General features: G+C 74.2%; 18 protein-coding genes. 12 read left to right on the top strand and 6 right to left on the bottom strand.

The window, feature by feature from the left end; genetic code table 11:
* Positions 1–9 precede the first annotated feature (9 nt).
* Both FB474_RS10510 and FB474_RS10505 read left to right on the top strand, forming a co-directional pair.
* On the top strand, positions 10–2,517 hold the full coding sequence (locus FB474_RS10510) for a bifunctional FO biosynthesis protein CofGH (protein WP_221632510.1): 2,508 nt from the start codon (positions 10–12) through the stop codon (positions 2,515–2,517).
* Positions 2,518–2,582: 65 nt separating this feature from the next.
* Positions 2,583–2,975 carry an antibiotic biosynthesis monooxygenase family protein gene (locus tag FB474_RS10505; protein WP_141788591.1) on the top strand — a complete coding sequence of 131 codons (393 nt, stop codon included), beginning with the start codon at positions 2,583–2,585 and terminating at the stop codon, positions 2,973–2,975.
* On the opposite strand, the gene FB474_RS10500 is transcribed toward FB474_RS10505, so the two are convergent.
* On the bottom strand, positions 2,924–3,964 hold the full coding sequence (locus FB474_RS10500) for a class I fructose-bisphosphate aldolase (protein ID WP_221632509.1): 1,041 nt from the start codon (positions 3,962–3,964) through the stop codon (positions 2,924–2,926). The genes FB474_RS10505 and FB474_RS10500 overlap by 52 nt on opposite strands.
* 153 nt (positions 3,965–4,117) lie before the next feature.
* Here FB474_RS10500 and FB474_RS10495 point away from each other — a divergent pair, with 153 nt between their 5' ends.
* From FB474_RS10495 to FB474_RS10470, 6 genes are all read left to right on the top strand, one after another.
* The gene (locus FB474_RS10495; RefSeq protein ID WP_221632508.1) at positions 4,118–5,242 is read left to right on the top strand and encodes a hypothetical protein; all 1,125 of its coding nucleotides are present in this window, start codon (positions 4,118–4,120) and stop codon (positions 5,240–5,242) included.
* Positions 5,243–6,604: 1,362 nt separating this feature from the next.
* Positions 6,605–7,954: an HNH endonuclease signature motif containing protein gene (locus tag FB474_RS10490; protein ID WP_185746115.1), complete on the top strand. Its 1,350-nt coding sequence runs from the start codon at positions 6,605–6,607 to the stop codon at positions 7,952–7,954.
* A 144-nt stretch (positions 7,955–8,098) separates the two neighbouring features.
* A complete protein-coding gene (locus tag FB474_RS10485; protein WP_141788588.1) occupies positions 8,099–9,139 on the top strand; it encodes a DUF4037 domain-containing protein in 1,041 nt (346 codons plus the stop codon).
* A 154-nt stretch (positions 9,140–9,293) separates the two neighbouring features.
* A complete protein-coding gene (locus tag FB474_RS10480) occupies positions 9,294–9,557 on the top strand; it encodes a phosphoribosyl-ATP diphosphatase (RefSeq protein WP_141788587.1) in 264 nt (87 codons plus the stop codon).
* A 44-nt stretch (positions 9,558–9,601) separates the two neighbouring features.
* Positions 9,602–10,450 (top strand): ATP phosphoribosyltransferase, encoded by an 849-nt coding sequence (gene hisG / locus FB474_RS10475; RefSeq protein WP_141788586.1) that lies wholly within the window; start codon positions 9,602–9,604, stop codon positions 10,448–10,450.
* Between the two features lie 11 nt (positions 10,451–10,461).
* Positions 10,462–10,929 carry a PH domain-containing protein gene (locus FB474_RS10470; RefSeq protein WP_246092134.1) on the top strand — a complete coding sequence of 156 codons (468 nt, stop codon included), beginning with the start codon at positions 10,462–10,464 and terminating at the stop codon, positions 10,927–10,929.
* A gap of 68 nt (positions 10,930–10,997) precedes the next feature.
* On the opposite strand, the gene FB474_RS10465 is transcribed toward FB474_RS10470, so the two are convergent.
* Together FB474_RS10465 and FB474_RS10460 are read right to left on the bottom strand one after the other, a co-directional pair.
* Positions 10,998–12,212: an MFS transporter gene (locus FB474_RS10465; protein WP_246092133.1), complete on the bottom strand. Its 1,215-nt coding sequence runs from the start codon at positions 12,210–12,212 to the stop codon at positions 10,998–11,000.
* A 50-nt stretch (positions 12,213–12,262) separates the two neighbouring features.
* The gene (locus FB474_RS10460) at positions 12,263–13,423 is read right to left on the bottom strand and encodes an FUSC family protein (RefSeq protein ID WP_141788585.1); all 1,161 of its coding nucleotides are present in this window, start codon (positions 13,421–13,423) and stop codon (positions 12,263–12,265) included.
* 167 nt (positions 13,424–13,590) lie between these two features.
* Between FB474_RS10460 and FB474_RS10455 the strand changes: the two genes are divergently transcribed.
* The 3 genes from FB474_RS10455 to FB474_RS10445 all read left to right on the top strand — a co-directional run bounded on the left by FB474_RS10455 (position 13,591) and on the right by FB474_RS10445 (position 15,088).
* Entirely contained in the window at positions 13,591–13,860 is a 270-nt protein-coding gene (locus tag FB474_RS10455) for a hypothetical protein (RefSeq protein ID WP_141788584.1), read from the top strand.
* 5 nt (positions 13,861–13,865) lie between these two features.
* The gene (locus tag FB474_RS10450) at positions 13,866–14,084 is read left to right on the top strand and encodes a hypothetical protein (protein ID WP_141788583.1); all 219 of its coding nucleotides are present in this window, start codon (positions 13,866–13,868) and stop codon (positions 14,082–14,084) included.
* A gap of 68 nt (positions 14,085–14,152) precedes the next feature.
* The gene (locus tag FB474_RS10445) at positions 14,153–15,088 is read left to right on the top strand and encodes an NmrA family NAD(P)-binding protein (protein ID WP_141788582.1); all 936 of its coding nucleotides are present in this window, start codon (positions 14,153–14,155) and stop codon (positions 15,086–15,088) included.
* 9 nt (positions 15,089–15,097) lie between these two features.
* Here FB474_RS10445 and FB474_RS10440 read toward each other — a convergent pair whose 3' ends face one another.
* Positions 15,098–15,673, bottom strand: a complete 576-nt coding sequence (locus tag FB474_RS10440; RefSeq protein ID WP_141788581.1) for a DUF5655 domain-containing protein — start codon at positions 15,671–15,673, stop codon at positions 15,098–15,100.
* Between the two features lie 8 nt (positions 15,674–15,681).
* Entirely contained in the window at positions 15,682–16,257 is a 576-nt protein-coding gene (locus FB474_RS10435; RefSeq protein WP_246092132.1) for a nucleoside/nucleotide kinase family protein, read from the bottom strand.
* 115 nt (positions 16,258–16,372) lie between these two features.
* Here FB474_RS10435 and hisF point away from each other — a divergent pair, with 115 nt between their 5' ends.
* Positions 16,373–17,146 (top strand): imidazole glycerol phosphate synthase subunit HisF, encoded by a 774-nt coding sequence (hisF, locus tag FB474_RS10430; protein WP_141788579.1) that lies wholly within the window; start codon positions 16,373–16,375, stop codon positions 17,144–17,146.
* Here hisF and FB474_RS10425 read toward each other — a convergent pair.
* Positions 17,139–17,780, bottom strand: coding sequence for a TIGR03085 family metal-binding protein (locus FB474_RS10425; protein ID WP_141788578.1), 642 nt, complete (start codon positions 17,778–17,780; stop codon positions 17,139–17,141). The two genes, hisF and FB474_RS10425, sit on opposite strands and share 8 nt — an antisense overlap.
* Between the last annotated feature and the right edge of the window lie 67 nt (positions 17,781–17,847).

The following is a 17,847-nucleotide window of genomic DNA, read 5'->3' as shown; positions in this document are numbered from 1 at the left end:
CCTGACGCGGTGAGTGACAACGCCCTGCGCCGCGCCCTAGCCCGAGCCCGAGACGGCAAGGCCCTCGACGCCGCCGAGGCCGAGGTGCTCCTCGGTGCGCGGGGCTCGGACCTCGTCACGCTGTCGGAGGCCGCCACGCGGGTGCGTGACGCGGCGATGGTTGCCGCCGGGCGTCCCGGGGTGGTCACCTACTCGCGCAAGGTCTTCATCCCGCTGACCCGGCTGTGCCGGGACCGTTGCCACTACTGCACGTTCGCGACGGTCCCGCATCGTCTCCCCGCGGCGTACCTGTCCCCGGACGAGGTGCTGGAGATCGCCCGCGAAGGGGCGGCGCAGGGGTGCAAGGAGGCGCTGTTCACCCTCGGCGACCGGCCCGAGGACCGCTGGCCGGCGGCGCGCGAGTGGCTCGACGCGCACGGGTACGACGACACCCTCGCCTACGTGCGTGCCATGGCGATCCGGGTGCTGGAGGAGACCGGCCTGCTGCCCCACCTCAACCCCGGGGTGATGTCGTGGGCGGACCTGCAGCGGCTCAAGCCGGTCGCGCCGTCGATGGGGATGATGCTCGAGACGACCTCCGAGCGGCTCTGGTCCGAGCCCGGCCAGGTCCACTTCGGCTCTCCCGACAAGGACCCCGTCGTGCGGCTGCGCGTGCTCGAGGACGCCGGACGGGTGGGCGTGCCGTTCACCACCGGCATCCTCGTCGGCATCGGCGAGACCGCGGCCGACCGGGTGGAGAGCCTCCTGGCGATCCGCCGCGTGGCGCGGGAGTACGGCTCCGTGCAGGAGTGCATCGTGCAGAACTTCCGGGCCAAGGACGACACCGCGATGCGGGGCACCCCGGACGTGGGGGAGGAGGAGTACCTCGCCACCGTCGCGGTCGCGCGGCTGCTGCTCGGGCCCTCGGTGAGCATCCAGGCGCCGCCGAACCTCTCGGAGCCGCAGGAGATCTCGCGGCTGCTGGCCGCCGGGGTGGACGACTGGGGCGGCGTGTCGCCGGTGACGCCGGACCACGTCAACCCGGAGCGGCCCTGGCCGCACGTGGAGGACCTGCGCATCTGGACCGCCGAGTCGGGGCTGGAGCTGCGCGAGCGGCTGACCGCCCACCCGCGGTTCCTGCTCGGGTCGCTGGAGCGCGACGAGGCCTGGGTCGACCCGCGGCTGCACGCCCACGTGCGCGCGCTGGTCGAGCCGGCCACCGGGCTGGCCCGTGAGGACGCCGTGCCCGAGGGGCTCGTCTGGCAGGAGCCGGACGGCGGGATGGCCTCTGCCGGAACGGGATCCGGCCGCACGGACCTGCATCGTGGGGTCGACGAGGAGGGCCGCACCGGCGACCGGCGCAGCGACTTCGACGAGGTCTACGGCGACTGGCAGTCGGTCGCCTCGCGGGTGACGCCCGGCGCGCCGGAGCGGCTCGACGGTGACGTCCGGGCCGCGCTGGCGCGGGCCGAGGCGGACCCGGCCGGGCTCTCCGACGACGACTACCTGGCGCTGCTGAACTGTGACGGCGAGGCCATGGACGCGCTCGCGGCGCTCGCGGACGGGCTGCGCCGGGACGTCGTCGGCGACGACGTGACCTACGTGGTCAACCGGAACATCAACTTCACCAACGTCTGCTACGTCGGGTGCCGGTTCTGCGCGTTCGCGCAGCGCAAGACCGACGCCGACGCCTACACGCTCTCGCTGGAGGAGGTCGGCCGCCGCGCCGCCGAGGCCCAGGCGCTGGGGGCGACCGAGGTGTGCCTCCAGGGGGGGATCTCCCCGGACCTGAAGGCCACGGCATACGCGGACATCGTGCGCGCGGTGAAGTCCGCGGCGCCCGGGATCCACGTGCACGCGTTCTCGCCCATGGAGATCGCGACGGGCGCGGCGAAGTCCGGGGTCTCCGTGCGGGACTGGCTCACGGAGGTGCGTGAGGCCGGGCTGGACACGATCCCGGGGACGGCCGCGGAGATCCTCGACGACGAGGTCCGCTGGGTGCTGACCAAGGGCAAGCTGCCCGCGGCGCAGTGGGTCGAGGTGGTCGAGACCGCGCACGAGCTCGGGCTGCGCAGCTCGAGCACGATGATGTACGGCCACGTCGACCACCCGCGGCACTGGGTCGGGCACCTGCGCACGCTGACGCGGATCCAGGACCGCACCGGCGGGTTCACCGAGTTCGTGCCGCTGCCGTTCATCCACACCAACGCGCCGGTCTACCTCGCCGGCCTGTCGCGGCCCGGCCCGACGCTGCGCGACAACCGCGCGGTGCACGCGGTCGCGCGGCTGATGCTGCACGGGCGGATCGACAACGTGCAGACCTCGTGGGTCAAGCTCGGCGTCGACGGCACCCGGCTGATGCTCACCGGTGGCGCCAACGACGTCGGCGGCACGCTGATGGAGGAGACGATCAGCCGGATGGCCGGCTCGGCGCACGGGTCGGCCAAGACGGTCGCCGAGCTCACCGAGATCGCCTCCGGCATCGGCCGTCCCGTGCGGGAGCGCACCACGACGTATGCCGTGCCCGCGGCTACCTGAGGTCGCCCCTGGCTCCTGCCGCGCGGATGATCCCCCCGGGAGCCAGCTCTGGCACGATGGCGAGGGTGACGGTCATCAAGATCAACGCGATCACCGTGCCGGCGGACAGTGGTGACGAGCTGGCCCGCCGCTTCGCCGCGCGGGCGGGTGCCGTGGACGACCAGGACGGGTTCGAAGGCTTCGAGCTGCTCAAGCCCACCGACGACCGGACGACCTGGCTGGTCATCACCCGGTGGCGCGACGACGCGGCGTTCGAGGCCTGGGTGAGCTCCCCGGCGTTCGCCCACGGTCACCGCTCGGCCTCCGAGCGCGCCGGCGAAGGGTCCTCGGGCGAACAGCCTTCGGGTGAGCAGCCCTCGGGTGGAGCGTCCGCACGCCCGGTCGGGGTCCACAGCGAGCTGTGGTCCTACGAGGTCGCCGGCGGCTCGACCGCGACCTTCTCCAGCTCGGGGCGGTAGGAGGCGCGGCGCGCGGCGCCGTTGAGGGCGGCACGGTGGAGCAGCGCCGCCTGCGCGGCGACGGTGTTGGCGTCGTCGCCGCGCCACGCGCGCAGCACCGGCGCCTGGAGCGCACGGCCGAACGAGAAGCTCAGCTCCCAGGGCTGTGCAGGCATCCTGTTGATCGCGTCCAGTCGGGCGGTGGCCTCCTCGTCCGACTGCCCGCCGGACAGGAACACGATCCCCGGCACGGCCGCGGGGACGACCTCCCGCAGGGCCATGACCGTCGCCTCGGCGATCTCGTCGTCGCCGGCACGGACCGGGCTGTCCTGACCCGGCAGGACCATGTTCGGCTTGAGCAGGCTCGCCTCCAGCACCACGCGGTGGCGCGCCAGCTGCTCGTACACCGCCCGGAGCACCTCGACGGTCACCACGGCACAGCGCTCGAGGCTGTGCGCCCCGTCCATCAGCACCTCGGGCTCGACGATCGGCACCAGGCCCGCCTCCTGCACGAGCGCCGCGTAGCGGGCCAGGGCGTGGGCGTTCGCCTCCACGCAGGCCGTCGTCGGACGTCCCTCGCCGAGGTGGATGACCGCCCGCCACTTGGCGAAGCGCGCACCCATGGACGCGTACTCGCCCAGCCGCTCCCGCAGCCCGTCGAGTCCGGCGGTGACCACCTCCCCGGGGAAGGCGGCCAGCGGCGTGGTCCCCGCGTCGACCTTGATGCCGGGGATGACGCCCTGCCGGCGGAGCACCTCGGGGAAGGGCACGCCGTCCGTGGTCCGCTGGCGGATGGTCTCGTCGAAGAGGATGACCCCGCTGATGAACTCGCCGATCCCGGGCGCGGTGAACAGCAGCTCGCGATACGCCCGGCGGCGCGGTTCGGTCGACTCCATGCCGATGGCCGCGAGGCGTTTGGCCATCGTCGGTGTGCTCTCGTCCGCGGCGAGGATGCCCTTGCCCGGGGCAACCAGGGCCTGCGCCGTCCCGATCATGGTTCCGAGGTCCACGGTGCACCCACCTTCCCTGCTCGGCAGGCCTTCAGCGTGCAGCGGTCTGGGCGGCCGCCACGGGAACTCGGTCCCGAATCGGGCGCCTCCGCCCGGAAGGGTTTGTCCCCCTGAGGGGTTGGACGGAGAGTGCTGTGGCGCTGGATCGGGTGCGTGGTCGGCCTCCTCATCGTGGGCGGCACGCTGTTCAGCGTGGTCGGCACCCTGGTCGTGCCCCGGGCGATCGACTCCAGGGTCTCGCGGGCCACCGACCGGGTGGTGGACCTGCTCTTCCTGCGCGCGACCGCCGGCGTGCGCTCCTTTGCGCGCCGCGACCGCATCCTGGCCTGGCAGTCGCCGCTGAGCCTGCTCGTCCGGCTCAGCGTCTGGCTCATGCTGCTCGTCGTCGGGTTCTCCCTGGTCCTGCTTCCCGCAGTCGGCGGCCCGCTGGCCGCGTCGGTCCACGAGGCCGGGTCCTCGATCCTGACGCTGGGCTACGCAGCCCCGCGCAACCTGGCCAGCACCGTCGTGGAGTACGCCGCCGCCTTCACCGGCCTCGTCGTGATCGGGCTGCAGGTGGGCTACCTCCCCACGCTGTATGCCGCCTTCAACCGTCGCGAGACGGAGGTGACGCTGCTGACCACCCGCGCCGGCGTCCCGGCCTGGGGGCCCGAGATCCTGGCGCGCACCCTGTGGGGCATCAGCGACGGCGACACCGGACCCGTGCTGGGTGACCTCTTCCGCTCCTGGGAACGCTGGTCCGCCGAGCTCGCGGAGTCACACACGACGTATGTCGTGCTGGTCCGGCTGCGCTCGCCACGCCCCCTGTCGCACTGGCTCACCTCGTTGCTGGCGGTCATGGACGCGGCGGCCCTGCACCTGGCGCTCGCCCCGTCCCTGGAGCCCAAGATGCCTGCCCGGCTGATGCTGCGCATGGGGTTCACCGCCCTGGAGCAGATCGCCCGCGCCGTCCGGCTGCCGGTCCCGGGGGAGCCCGACCCCGACGCGCCGATCTCGGTCAGCTACGAGCAGTTCGGGGAGGCCGTCGACGAGCTGCGCCGCCTGGGGTACCCGATCGAACGCAGCAACGACGAGGCGTGGCCGCACTTCCGGGGGTGGCGAGCCAACTACGACACCGCAGCCCTGTCGCTGGCGAGCCTCCTCGATGCCCCGCCGGCGCTGTGGAGCGGCCCGCGACGCTGGCCCTCCCACGCCATCGCGCCGCTGCGGCCGGCGACCCGGCTGGCTCGTGGCGCGACGGCACCGTCTCCACGTCCCCAGCGCACACCGCCGAGCTGATCCCGGCCGCAGCCGGGCGCCCGTGTCCCTGGTCCTGAAGACACGGCGGTGCGGTGAACCGGAGGTGACGCCGCGCGGCGGCGCGCGGCGAACGGGAGGTGACGCGGCGCGGCGGCGCGCGGCGAACGGGAGGTGACGCGGCGCGGCATACCTCGGTCTGGCCGGTCGGCACGGGCTGGGGTGGTGGCGCATCGCCCTTTTGCGCGAGTCGGCTCCGCGGCGTGCTCACTACGGTCGGGGACGGCGTCGTCACGTCCCGTGGGGTGGGGGGAAGCGCTCACCAGCGGCTCAGATCGGAACGCAGCATGACACCTGACAGCCCGGACGCATCAGCCCCCGGTCCGCCAGAGCAGGGTGACTGGTGGATCCCCGCGCACACCGAGCCGGAGGCTGGGCTGGGGCACGCCGGGGCGGGTGAGGCCGGGGCGGGTGGTGCCACGGCCGGCCGAGGCCACCAGCCGCTGGTCCTCCGGCTCGCCCTCGCCGCCAAGGTGGGGGTGCTGGGGGCTGCCTGCGCTGTCGTCGCAGGCGCGTTCGCGGTGGCGGCTCACCAGAGCGACGCGCCGACTGACGGTGGCCTGCTGGGAGCCCTCACACCCACGCCGACTCTCTCGTCCCTGTCCCCGCCGTCGGGTAGCCCGACGGCAGGCCCGGACCGGTTCGACCCGTGGAGCCAGCCGCTCGTGACGCCGTCGGTGCCCGTCGTGACCACGCCTCCGAGGTCACCGGTGCAGGCGTTGGTGCACCCGGACGCCCCGGCAGTGGTCGCCGCGGCGCCGCGCGCGTCGACCGCCTCCCGTCCCGCTGCACCTGTGAGGAGCACCCCTGCGGCCGGCGTCGCCCGACGCAGCCACCAGGTCTCGGGCCAGCCGGTCGCGGTCAACCCGCCGCCGGTCCGAAAGCCGACGAAGTGCCGGGGCGTTGGGCCGGCCTGCGCTGCGCCGCCCGGCCTGGTGAGCCACTGGTCGCCCGGGCTCGTGACCCACTGGCCGCCCGGCCTGGTGGCGCCCGGGCAACACACGCCCCACCCACCGTGGCCGCCCCAGCCGTCGTTCCACGGGCCCCAAGCGTGGAAGCCTCCCGGTCAGGCGAAGAAGCCCGGGTTCGGACCGCCGCAACCCCACCCGACGGCTCCCCACCCCGGGGGAGTGCCGACGTGGCTGGTGCAGGCCATCTCGTCAGATCTGGCCCACGGCCCACTGTCCGGAGGGCACCAGGGCTGACCCGCGTGGTCACACTCGCCGCCCCGCCGGCTGGGCCTCCGCGGGACGGGCGGCGCGACGTCACGCGGGCTGGCTCGGGCGAGATGCAGCGGTCGCGATGACCGGCGGACCTGTCAGTGGTCGAATGTATGTTCGAACCATGAATCAGGGGGATCGTCACCAGGGGGCCGCGGCCAGCGGGTCCGGTGGCGTGCCCGCGGCGGGGTCGGCAGCTGCTGCGTCGGGTGGGGCGGCGACGGTGTCGTTCGCGGACCGGTTGGTGGTGGTGGACGCGGCGCGGGAGTCCCTGGCGGGGATCGAGGAGGTGCTGCACCAGTGCCAGGGCGTCGATCTCGGTCGGGCGATGGGCGTGTTGGACGCGCTGGCCTGCCGGGTCGAGGCGGCCAAGGTGGCGGTGCTGGCGGAGGCGCTGGAGCGCGGTGAGGTGGCCTCGTCGTGTGCGTCGGCGGCGGGGTGGGTGCTGGAGTGGGCGCCGTCCTACCGGGCCGGTGGGGCGGGTGACCTGGTCAAGGTCGCGCAGGCGTGCATCGGGAAGCCGCTGGGGGCGGGGGCGGCGCACGTGCTGGACCACCGGTCGGTGCGGCGGCTGCGTGGGTGCGTGCTGGCCGGGCGGGTGGGGGTGCGCTGCGCGGCGGTGGCGCTGGCGGAGATGGCCAAGCTCGGCCCGCGGCTGACGCCGGCGGCGTTGCCGACGGTGTGGGAGGGGTTCCTGGCCGTGGCGGAGGAGGCCGGGCCGCGGGAGGTGCGGGGTTTGCGGGAGCGGATCATCGCCACCTACGGGCGGGACCAGGAGTTCCAGGTGCGCCAGGACCGGCTCAGGCACGGGGTGAGCCTGTCGGCGGGGCGGGCCGATGACGGGATGGTGGAGTACCAGCTGCGCCTGGACCCCGAGGGGGCGAGCGTGTTGGAGGCGGCGATCGGGCCGCTGTCCGCGCCGAACCCCGTCGACGGGGTCAGCGACCTCAGGAGCAGCGACCAGCGCCGGGGGGACGCCCTGGTCGAGGCCTGCCGCCGCTCGACCGCCGCCGGGGGTGAGGCGCCGGTGCAGACCAAGGCGCAGGTCTTCGTGACCATGGACTTCCAGGACCTCAAGGACGCGTGTGGGTCCGGGACGGTGCTGGGCAACGGCAGCGTGCTGGGCAATGGCACGTTGCTGGGTCCGGAGACGGTGCGCCGGATCGCCTGCGACGCCGGAGTGATCCCGGTCGTCCTCGGCACCCAGGGCGAGGTCCTCGACCTGGGCCGGACGAGGCGGTTGTTCTCCCCGGCGCAGCTGAAGCACCTCTGGCTCCGCGACGGCGGCTGCACCATCCCGGGCTGCAACGCGCCGCCGTGGTGGTGCGACGGTCACCACGTCATCCACTGGGCCAACGGCGGGGCCACCGATGTCGGCAACGCGGCGCTGTTGTGCGGGCGGCACCACACGATCGTCCACCAGCGCGGCTGGACCGCGACCGTGGCCGCGACCGGGGTCACCTGGCACACCTGAGGCCCCCGCCCCGCACCCGGCCCCTGAGGGCCGGGCCAGCGGCATGCCCGGGATCCGTGGGCCAGCGACTTTCGGCAGCCCGCGATGCCGGGCCGCGCGGGTCGCTCCGCTGTGAGGAGGCCTGTCCGGTGAGAGGGTGCCAGCGTGCCGACGTTCCAGCCCGCTCGCCTGCTGTGCGCACAGTTCTACAAGCAGGTCCTCGCCCCGGCCATCGGGCGGCCGCACGCGGCGGGCCTCCTGGGATCCGGGTCCGATGTCCTGGGCTACGACACCGAGCGGTCGACGGACCACGACTGGGGACCGCGGGCGGTCATCTTCGTGGACGCGGTCGACGTCGACGAGGTGAGGACCCGGGTAGCCGCGACACTTCCGGCCACCTTCGACGGCTGGCCGGTCGCCTTGGGACGGGACGGCCAGCCCCTCGAGCCACACGTCGTCACCACCACCGTCCCGGAGTGGATCCGCTCCGAGCTCGGGACCGATCCCGTCGCGGATGGGCTGACCGACGCCGACTGGCTGACGTTCCCGCAGCAGAGACTCCTGGGAGTCGTGGGTGGCACCGTCTTCCATGACGGCCCGGGCCACCTGACCGAGCTACGCTCCCTCTTGCGCCAGTACCCCGACGACGTCTGGTGGTGGATGCTCGCCTGCCAGTGGCGGCGTCTCGCCCAGGAGGAGGCGTTCGTGCAGCGGACTGCGGAAGTGGGGGACCACGCCGGGTCGGCGCTCACGGCGGCGCGACAGGTGCGCGACGCGATGCGGCTGGCGCTGCTGATGGCACGGCGCTACTGGCCCTGCTCCAAGTGGCTCGGCACGGCGTTCGCCGCGATTGCCGACCCCGACGGGCTCGGCCGCGCCATGCGGCACGCGCTGCAGGCCCCGGACCTGGGCAGCCGGGAGCAGCACCTCATGGCGGCTTATCAGGTGCTGGGCCGGCGGTTCAACGCGCTCTCGCCCGGTCTGAGCCTCGACACGGAGCCGCGGACGTTCCACGACCGGCCGGCCATCGTCCTCGGCGCCGAGCGGTTCGCAGGTGCCGCCCTCAGGATGGTGAGCTCGCCAGGCCTGCGGGGTCTGCCGCTGGTGGGCTCGGTCGACCAGCTCGTCGACAGCACCGACCTGCTGACCCAACCGAGCCTGTGTCGCAGACTTCGAGACGCCTACGTGCCGGTGGCGACCAGCTAGCCGCCGCCGAGCTGGTGCCCGCCGCGCCGCGTTCGGGGCGTCGCGAGCCGCGATTCGCGGCATACCGGGCACCAGGTGGGGCGCGGGTCCCTGCAGCAGCGTCACCGGGACGCGCGCGTCACCGCACGCGCGCCGGCACGTACCCTTGTGCCCCGTGAAGACCTTCGACCAGTTGTATGCCGAGCTGACCGACAAGGCCGCCACGCGCCCCGAGGGCTCGGGCACCGTTGCCGCGTTGGACGCCGGCGTCCATGCGATTGGCAAGAAGATCGTCGAGGAGGCCGCCGAGGTGTGGATGGCCGCCGAGCATGAGGGCCATGAGCGCACTGCCGAGGAGATCAGCCAGCTCCTCTACCACCTGCAGGTGCTCATGGTCGCCTCCAACATCACGCTCGACGACGTCTACTCCCACCTCTGACCGGCCGCGCCCACCGCGTGCCGCTGCACCCGAAAAGGCCTCCCATGCTTCGCATCGCCGTCCCCAACAAGGGGTCCCTGTCCGAGTCCGCCGCCGACATGCTCCGCGAGGCGGGCTACCGCGGCCGGCGTGACTCCAAGGAGCTCGTCCTCACCGACGCCGCCAACGACGTCGAGTTCTTCTTCCTGCGCCCGCGCGACATCGCGGTCTACGTCGGGTCCGGCACCCTCGACGTCGGCATCACCGGCCGCGACCTGCTGCTGGACTCTGGCAGCCCGGCGGTCGAGGTGATGGCGCTCGGCTTCGCCGCGTCCACGTTCCGCTTCGCCGCCAGGCCCGGGGTGGCCAGCAGCGTCCAGGACATCGACGGCAAGCGGGTGGCGACCAGCTATGCCGGCCTGGTCCAGAGCCACCTCGCCGACCACGGTGTCGGCGCGCAGGTCGTGCGTCTCGACGGCGCCGTCGAGACCGCCATCACCCTCGGTGTCGCCGACGTCATCGCCGACGTCGTCGAGACCGGCACCACCCTGCGCAACCAGGGGCTGGAGACCTTCGGCGAGCCGATCCTGCGCAGCGAGGCCGTGCTGATCACGCGTGAGCACAACGGTTCTGCCCAGCCGGCGGTCGATGTGCTGTGTCGCCGGCTGCAGGGCGTCCTCACCGCCCGCAGCTACGTGATGATGGACTACGACGTGCGCGTCGAGCTCGTCGAGCAGGCCTGCGCGCTCACCCCGGGCCTGGAGTCGCCGACCGTGTCGCCGCTGCACGACAAGGGCTACGTCGCCGTGCGCTCGATGGTCCCGCGGCACCTGACCAACCGGGTGATGGACGAGCTCTACGAGCTCGGCGCCCGCGCGATCCTGGTCACCGACATCGCCGCCTGCCGGCTCTGACGGGCACCAGCGTGGACCAACCCAAGGCCGACCCGTATGCCGTGTTCCGCCCCCGCCGCGGACGGCGGGTCGCGCTCGTGGCCGCCGTCCTGTCGGTGCTGATCTTCACCATCGGCGCGATCTCGTTGCCCGGCAAGGACGTGCTCTACGGTGGGTGGGGCTTCGGCGACCGGATGCTGCTCGTGGGCACCGGGTTCGCGGTGGCGTTCCTCATGTGGCGCTACGCCACGATCCGGGCGGTGCCCACGCGTGAGGGCCTGACCGTGCGCAACCTGGTCCTGACCCGCCGGCTGGAGTGGGCACAGATCGTGCGGGTGCAGTTCGGCGGGGGAGCCCCGTGGGTCAGCCTCGACCTCGACGACACCGACACCGTTGCGGTCATGGCGATCCAGAAGGCCGACGGGGCGTTCGCCCGGGCCGAGGCAGGCCGGCTCTCGGCGCTGGTGCAGGTGCACGGCGTCCGGTCCGACACCGACTGACGACACCGACTGACGAGACCGGCCGCCGGCACCGACTGACCGCACCCCCTGACCCGGCTGACGCCGGGTCAGGGGGTGCGGGCGCGCCCGGGCCGCATCAGCAGGACCAGGCCGGCCTGCACGACCATGAGGGTTGCGAGCACCAGCCACGTCGCGTGGAAGCCGTGCGTCAGGTCGCGCACCGCGCCCATCGACGCCGGCCCGAACGAGGCGACCGTGTAGCTGACGAAGAAGGCCATGGCGGCCAGTCGCCCGCTGCCCGCGGGCGTGGCCGAGTAGTCCACGAGGAGCACCAGGCCGAGGGCGAACGCCGCGCCCTGGCCGAGGCCGAGCAGGGTGACCCACACCCACGCCCCGGACTCCGGTGCGAGCAGCAGGCCGAGGAGGCCGAGCAGGCCGAGGACGGCGGCCGGCATCAGCAGCGCGCGGTGGTCGTGGATGCGGTCGGTCAGCGCGGGGGCGACCAGGCCAGAGATGAGCTGGGCGGCGCTGAACACCGACAGCAGGTAGCCGGCCGTGCCCGGTGACCAGCCGCGGTCGACGTACGACGGCGCGATCCACGCCAGGCAGCTGTAGAACTCGAACGACTGCACGGTCAGGTAGCCCGCGACCAGCCAGGCCGTCGGGTGCCGCCAGGGCAGCCCGTGGCCGCCCTCGTCCGCCGGCGGGTTCGCGGACCGGTGCCGGGCCGCCCGGGCCGCCACCGGGGCCCAGGCCAGCGTGCCGACGAGCGCGATGACGCTCCAGGAGGCCAGCGAGGCCTGCCAGCTGCCGAGCCAACCCTGCAGCGGCACGGCCAGGGCCGACGACGCGGCCGCGCCGCCCATCATGGCGAACATGTACAGCCCGGTGACCAGGCCGGCGCGCTCGGGCGGGAACAGCGCCTTGACCAGCCGGGGGAGCAGGGTGCCACCGATGGCGATGCCGACGCCGGCGACGAACGTTCCGAGGTACAGCGCCCACACGTGCGACCCCGCCAGCCGGCACAGCGTCCCGAGGCCGACGCAGACGACGGCCACCTCGACCGACAGCGCCGCGCCGATCCGCGCCCCGAGCCGCTGGGCCACCGGGGCGAACAGCCCCATGCACAGCACGGGCAGCGTCGTCAGGGCACCCATCCACGCGTTGGACAGGTCCAGGTCCTCGGCGATGGTCCGGGCCAACGGCGGGACGCTGGCGATGGCGGTGCGCAGGTTGGCGGCGACGGCGACGAGCGCCAGCGCCATCAGCCAGACGGGGGCAAGGGTCCGCGTCGACGCGGTGGAGGTGGTCGTGGTGGACATCGCCGCCAGTCTCGCAGCCTGCCGGGGCCGTTCAGTGCTCGGCCGCGACGTCAGTGCTCGCTCTCGACGAAGTCGTCCTCGAGCGCGTCGACCGACACCGGCACGCGGGCCCGTGCCTCGGCGTACGTCAGCCCGGTCAGCATGAGCAGGTCGACGACGGTGGAGCGCACCTGCGCGCGGATCACCTCGGCCGACAGGGTCGGGTGCGGCGCGACCTGCGCGCTGGCGCGGCCCAGCCGCGAGAGGTCGGCGCGCGCCCCCTCGGGCATGCGGCGCGCCTCCAGCTCGTCGGAGATGCGTTGCGTGACGGTCCCCAGCTCCTCGATGAGGTCGATGTATGCCGGCGGCACCTCCTCGGTGCGCCACACGGCCACGGCGGCCCGCCGCACGAGCACGCGCACGTTGCGGATCGCCCGGTCCAGCGGTTCCAGCAGGTCGGCGATCGCCTGCACCGCGGGCAGGTGCCGGCGGCGGAACGGCGACAGCCGCACCACAGCGATCCCCTCGGCGGACAGGGAGCGCAGCTCGTCGAGGGCGCTCTCGGAGCGGCGCGCCCGTTCGAGCGTGGCACCGGCGAGCTCGCTGTTGTTGTCGCGCAGGGCCAGGGCGGTCTCGCCGAGGATGAGCGCGATCTCGGTGACCACCTTGGCGGCCTGCTGCCGGGGGCGCCGCAAGGGCGCGGCCGGGGCGATGGTGGCGGCCAGGAGGGCGATCGCCCCGCCGAGCACGGCGTCCAGCCAGCGGGAGAACGCCGCCCCCGGCTGGGCCAGCAGGGTCATGACCACGACCGACTGCACCCCGGCCTGGGTCACGATCAGCAGCCCGGCCCCGAGCAGGACGGCCGCGGACATGGCGGTGATGACGACCACGGCGATCTGCCAGACGCCGGAGCCGAAGAAGTGCACGAAGACGTCGCCGATGAAGACGCCGATGGCCACTCCGGCGGTCACCTCGACCACCCGGCGCAGTCGCTGGCCGAAGGTCAGCCCCAGGCAGATCATCGCCGTGACCGGGGCGAAGAACGGGGTCGGGTGGTGCAGGACCACCCGCGCGGCCCACCAGGCGAACGCGGCGGCGAGAGCGCACTGCACGATGAAGAAGAAGCGCGAGCGCAGCCGCTGGGTCCGTCGTTGCAGCGACTCGCGCGACCGCTTGGCCGCACGTGGCCCCAGCGCGGCGCCCCGCTCCCGCCACAGCTCCAGTGAGGACATGCGACCACCCTAGGGGCGCGGCGCCGCCGGTGGCCGGTCCGCTGGTCCCGGTTCTGCGCGGGCCGGTGACCTGCGCGGATTCCCGGCGCGCACCTCTACCGCTGGGCGGCCGGGAGGGACTATGGTCCCGGGATACACCGGCGGGGGAACGTCGTGTGAGGAGAGCAGTGATCCCGTCCGACGGCTCGCCCCTGAGGGGGCGCCACGCCCAGCAGCACCCCGATCGTGACCACCTCGTGCGCATGGTGGCCGCCTGCCTGACGGCGGGCCTGGTGACCGTGGCCGAGGTCAGCGGCCGCAGCGAGGCCCAGGTGCGCGCGCTCATCGCCGAGCGCACGCCGCACCTGCACCTGCTCGACGAGCGGCGCCCGGTGACCGGGCGACCGCCGGGCCCCGCGCCGGACGCCGACGCGGACGGCACCGCCCGGGCGAGCTGAGCCGCATGGCCCACGCCGACCGCCACACGATGCCCCTGCTGGCTCGCGTCGCCGCCGCGATCCGGCACCGCGATGAGGCCGAGCTGAGCGCGTTGCGTCCCGTGATCTGGGCGCTGGCCACCGGGACGGTCCGCCGCGAGGAGCTCGCCGGGCTGACGCTGGCCCAGGCGCTCGACCGCGTGCTGGAGCGCCAGCCGCGGCGCCGCTGGGCCGACCGCCGCTGAGCGGAGCCGATCCGCGTTGGCAGGTTCTGCCGACGACCGGTGTGGCCGCGACGCCTTGGATGGCCGGTATGCCGCGCCCGCACCTCCCGCCCGTCGACACCGACCCGGACATCGAGACGGACTTCGAGACGGCCATCGAGGCAGACATCGACCCTGCCGCCCACACCCGCCCCCGCGTGCTCGTGGTGGGCGCCGCGGGCAAGACCGGTCTGGCGGTCAGCAGGGCGCTGGCCGCCCGCGGCGTGACCGTCCGGGCCCTGGTGCGCACCGGCGACCGACGGCCGGAGGTCGTGCGCGCCGGTGCCGCCGAGGTCGCCGTCGCCGACCTGGCCTCCGGTGAGGGCCTGGAGGCCGCCGTGTCCGGGGTCGACGCGGTCTACCACCTGGCCCCGAACGTGCACCCCGACGAGGTGGGGATCGCGCGCCGCGTGGCCACCACCGCCGTGGCGGCCGGGGTGACCCGCCTGGTGCTGCACTCCGTGCTGCACCCGCACGACCGCTCCATGCCGCACCACCTGCGCAAGGCCGACGCCGAGGAGGTGGTGCGCGCGGTGGTGCCCTCGTGGACGGTCCTGCAGCCCGCGGCATACCTGCAGAACCTGCTCCCGGCCGCCCGGCAGGGGAGCCTGGCGGTGCCCTACTCCCTGGACGCGCCGTTCACGTTCGTCGACCTCGAGGACGTCGCGCAGGTGGCCGTCACGGTGCTGACCGAGCCGGCCCACGAGCGGGCCACCTACGAGCTGGCCGGCGACCTGACCTCGGTGCGCGGCCTCGCCGCGGAGGCCTCCGCCGTGCTCGGGCACCCGGTGCAGGCCGTCGGCACGGACCCGGCGGCGTGGGCCGAGGGACCTGGCCAGGACCTTCCTGCGCAGGCGCGCGAGGACCTGCTCGCGATGTTCGCGGCCTACGACCGCCGCGGCCTGGCCGGCAGCGCCACGGTGCTGACCCACCTGCTCGGGCGCCGCCCCACCACCTGGGCAGAGGTGCTCCGCCGGGAGGGGTGAGCCCGGCGCTCAGCCGTTCTGGGTGTAGGCGACCTCGAGCAGCGGCTCGAGCGAGCGGACGTCGTTGTCGTCGGCGTCCGCCTCGAGGTGCAGCCAGTGCGTCGCCTGCGCGAACCCCTTGGCCGGGGACAGCCGCTCGTCCTCGGGCACGGCGTCGCGGAAGTGGAAGCCGACGCGCAGCGTGCCCCGCGGCCCCGGCGCCACGGCGACGAACTGGGTCCGGCGCACCACCGGCGCGTAGCCGCCGCGACCCTGCACGCTGGTGTCCTCGCCCTGGGCCAGCGCGAGGGCGACCACCGCGTCGTGCAGCGGGCGCAGCCCCGCCTTCGGCCCGGCATACAGGGCGTCGGCGTACTCCTCCACGGTCGGCTCGACCCACCCGGCGTCCCGCGCGGCCGCGTCAGCGATCGCCCACTGGGAGTTCTGCGGGACGCCGTGCACGTCCTTGAGCCAGCGGCGGACCTCGTTCTGCTGCAACGGGTCCAGCCCGGACTCGCGCACCAGCCGCACCCACTCCTCGAGCGGCCGGCCGGTGCGCTCGGCCAGCGAGGAGGACACCGCCGCCATCATGTCCGCAGGCTCCATGGGCGCCATCATGCCCCGGCCGGTGCCGGGTCGGTGTCCACCACGAGGTCGGCCCGCCGGCGTGTCCCCTCCGCGGCGAAGTGCGTGCGCTCCTGCGCCGCCCAGCGCTCCCAGTGCGGGCGGTAGGTCTCCCCGTCGCGGTCCATGCCCCGGGCGTGCCGGACCGTCGGCGAGGCCTCCATCCACACCAGCACCGACAGCCACGGCGCGCAGGCCCGCGCCCCGCAGCCCACGCCCTCGACCACCAGGACCGGCGCGGCGGGCACCTCGTGGGCCTCCGCGAACGTGCCCCGGTCCCAGTCGAAGCGGCGGTATGCCGCCCGCTCACCCCGGGCGAGCGGCGCAAGGACCCCGTCGCGCAGCAGGGGCACGGCGGCCTCGAGGCCGTCCCAACCGGGGTAGATGTCGTCCATGCGGACCACCGGTGCGCCCCCGAGCCGGGCCGCCAGCGCCGCCGCGAACGTCGACTTGCCGGACCCGCTCGGCCCATCGACGGCGACGACCACCGTTGTCCCGCAACGCGGTTCGGCGTCGGCCACCAGCGCGACGGCGCGGTCGAGCGCCTCGGCCGCCGGGACAGGCACGCGAGGCGGGCCGGGTTGTGGGCCGGGTTGCGGGCCCCTCGTCGCGGGGGAGGGCATGGCCCGGAGGCTAGCCGCCGCGGACGGGCCGGCGCAGGGCCGTCGGTAGGCTTCGGTCGTGAGTGTTGCCATCCGCGTCATCCCCTGCCTCGACGTCGACGCCGGACGCGTCGTCAAGGGCGTCAACTTCCTGAACCTCCGTGACGCGGGCGACCCGGTCGAGCTGGCCAAGCGCTACGACGAGCAGGGCGCCGACGAGCTGACGTTCCTCGACGTCACCGCGAGCAGTGGCAACCGCGAGACGACCTACGACCTGGTCCGGCGCACCGCCGAGCAGGTCTTCATCCCGCTCACCGTCGGCGGCGGCGTGCGCTCCGTGGACGACGTGGACCGGCTGCTGCGGGCCGGGGCCGACAAGGTCGGCGTCAACACCGCCGCGATCGCCCGCCCCGAGCTCATCGCCGAGATCGCCGACCGGTTCGGCTCCCAGGTGCTGGTCCTGTCCGCCGACGTGCGCCGCCGGCGCGACGACTCCGGGGCTCCCACCGGTGGCTTCGAGGTGACCACCCACGGGGGCCGCCAGGGCACCGGCATCGACGCCGTGGAGTGGTGCGCCCGCGCGGCCGCGCTGGGGGCCGGGGAGATCCTGCTCAACTCCATGGACGCCGACGGCACGAAGGACGGCTTCGACGTGCCGCTGGTCGACGCCGTGCGCTCGGAGGTCACCATCCCGCTCATCGCCAGCGGCGGGGCGGGCAAGGTCGAGGACTTCACACCGCCTGTCGCGGCCGGCGCCGACGCGGTGCTCGCCGCGAGCGTGTTCCACTACGGCGAGCTGACGATCGGCCAGGTCAAGGACGAGCTGCGCGCCCACGGCTACCCGGTCAGGTGATGCCGAGGCGTCCCAGCCCGAACCCGGTCACGGCCTCGTCCGGCCCGGTGACCTGCACGTCGGCCACGTCACGGCGGCCGTAGGCCAGCAGCATCAGCTCCCCGGGCTCGCCGCGGAGCACGACCGTGCCCCGGGCCGTCGGCGCCTTGACCGCCTGCCGGCCGTGCGACGGGGTGACGAGCACGACCCCGACCGGGACCCGGCGGAACATCAGCCGGGCCGTGGCCGACAGGCTCTGCCACAGGGCGGCCTCCAGCTCCGCCCCGCGCTCCCGCTTCCGCCAGCCGGGCCGGGCGCGCAGCACGTCCTCGTGGTGGATGTAGAACTCCGGCAGGTTCGTGCGCTCGTCCAGCGACGGGACCCGGGTGAACCACCAGCGCGGCGGACCGGTGCGCACGAGGTCCACCAGCTCGCCCCACGGCATACCGGCGTAGCCGTCCATCACATGCTTGTTGTGGCGTTCGAGGGGCCCCAGCCAGATCCCGAACGCGGCGTCCGGGCGGCGCTCGCGCACCACGAGGTGCGCCGCGAGGTCGCGGGTGCGCCACGGCGAGCACAGGGTCGGGGCATCGGGACCGACCCGCTCGAAGGTGTCGCAGAGGGCCGCTCGTTCGCTCCGGGCGCAGCGCGTCATGGACGCATCCTGTCACCGCGCCGTGAGAGGCTGTGAGCCTTCCCCGTTCACCCCTCCCAGGAGGTCG

This window comes from Oryzihumus leptocrescens, assembly GCF_006716205.1.
Classification (GTDB): Bacteria; Actinomycetota; Actinomycetes; order Actinomycetales; family Dermatophilaceae; genus Oryzihumus; species Oryzihumus leptocrescens.
This window is presented reverse-complemented; position numbering and strand designations above follow the sequence as displayed.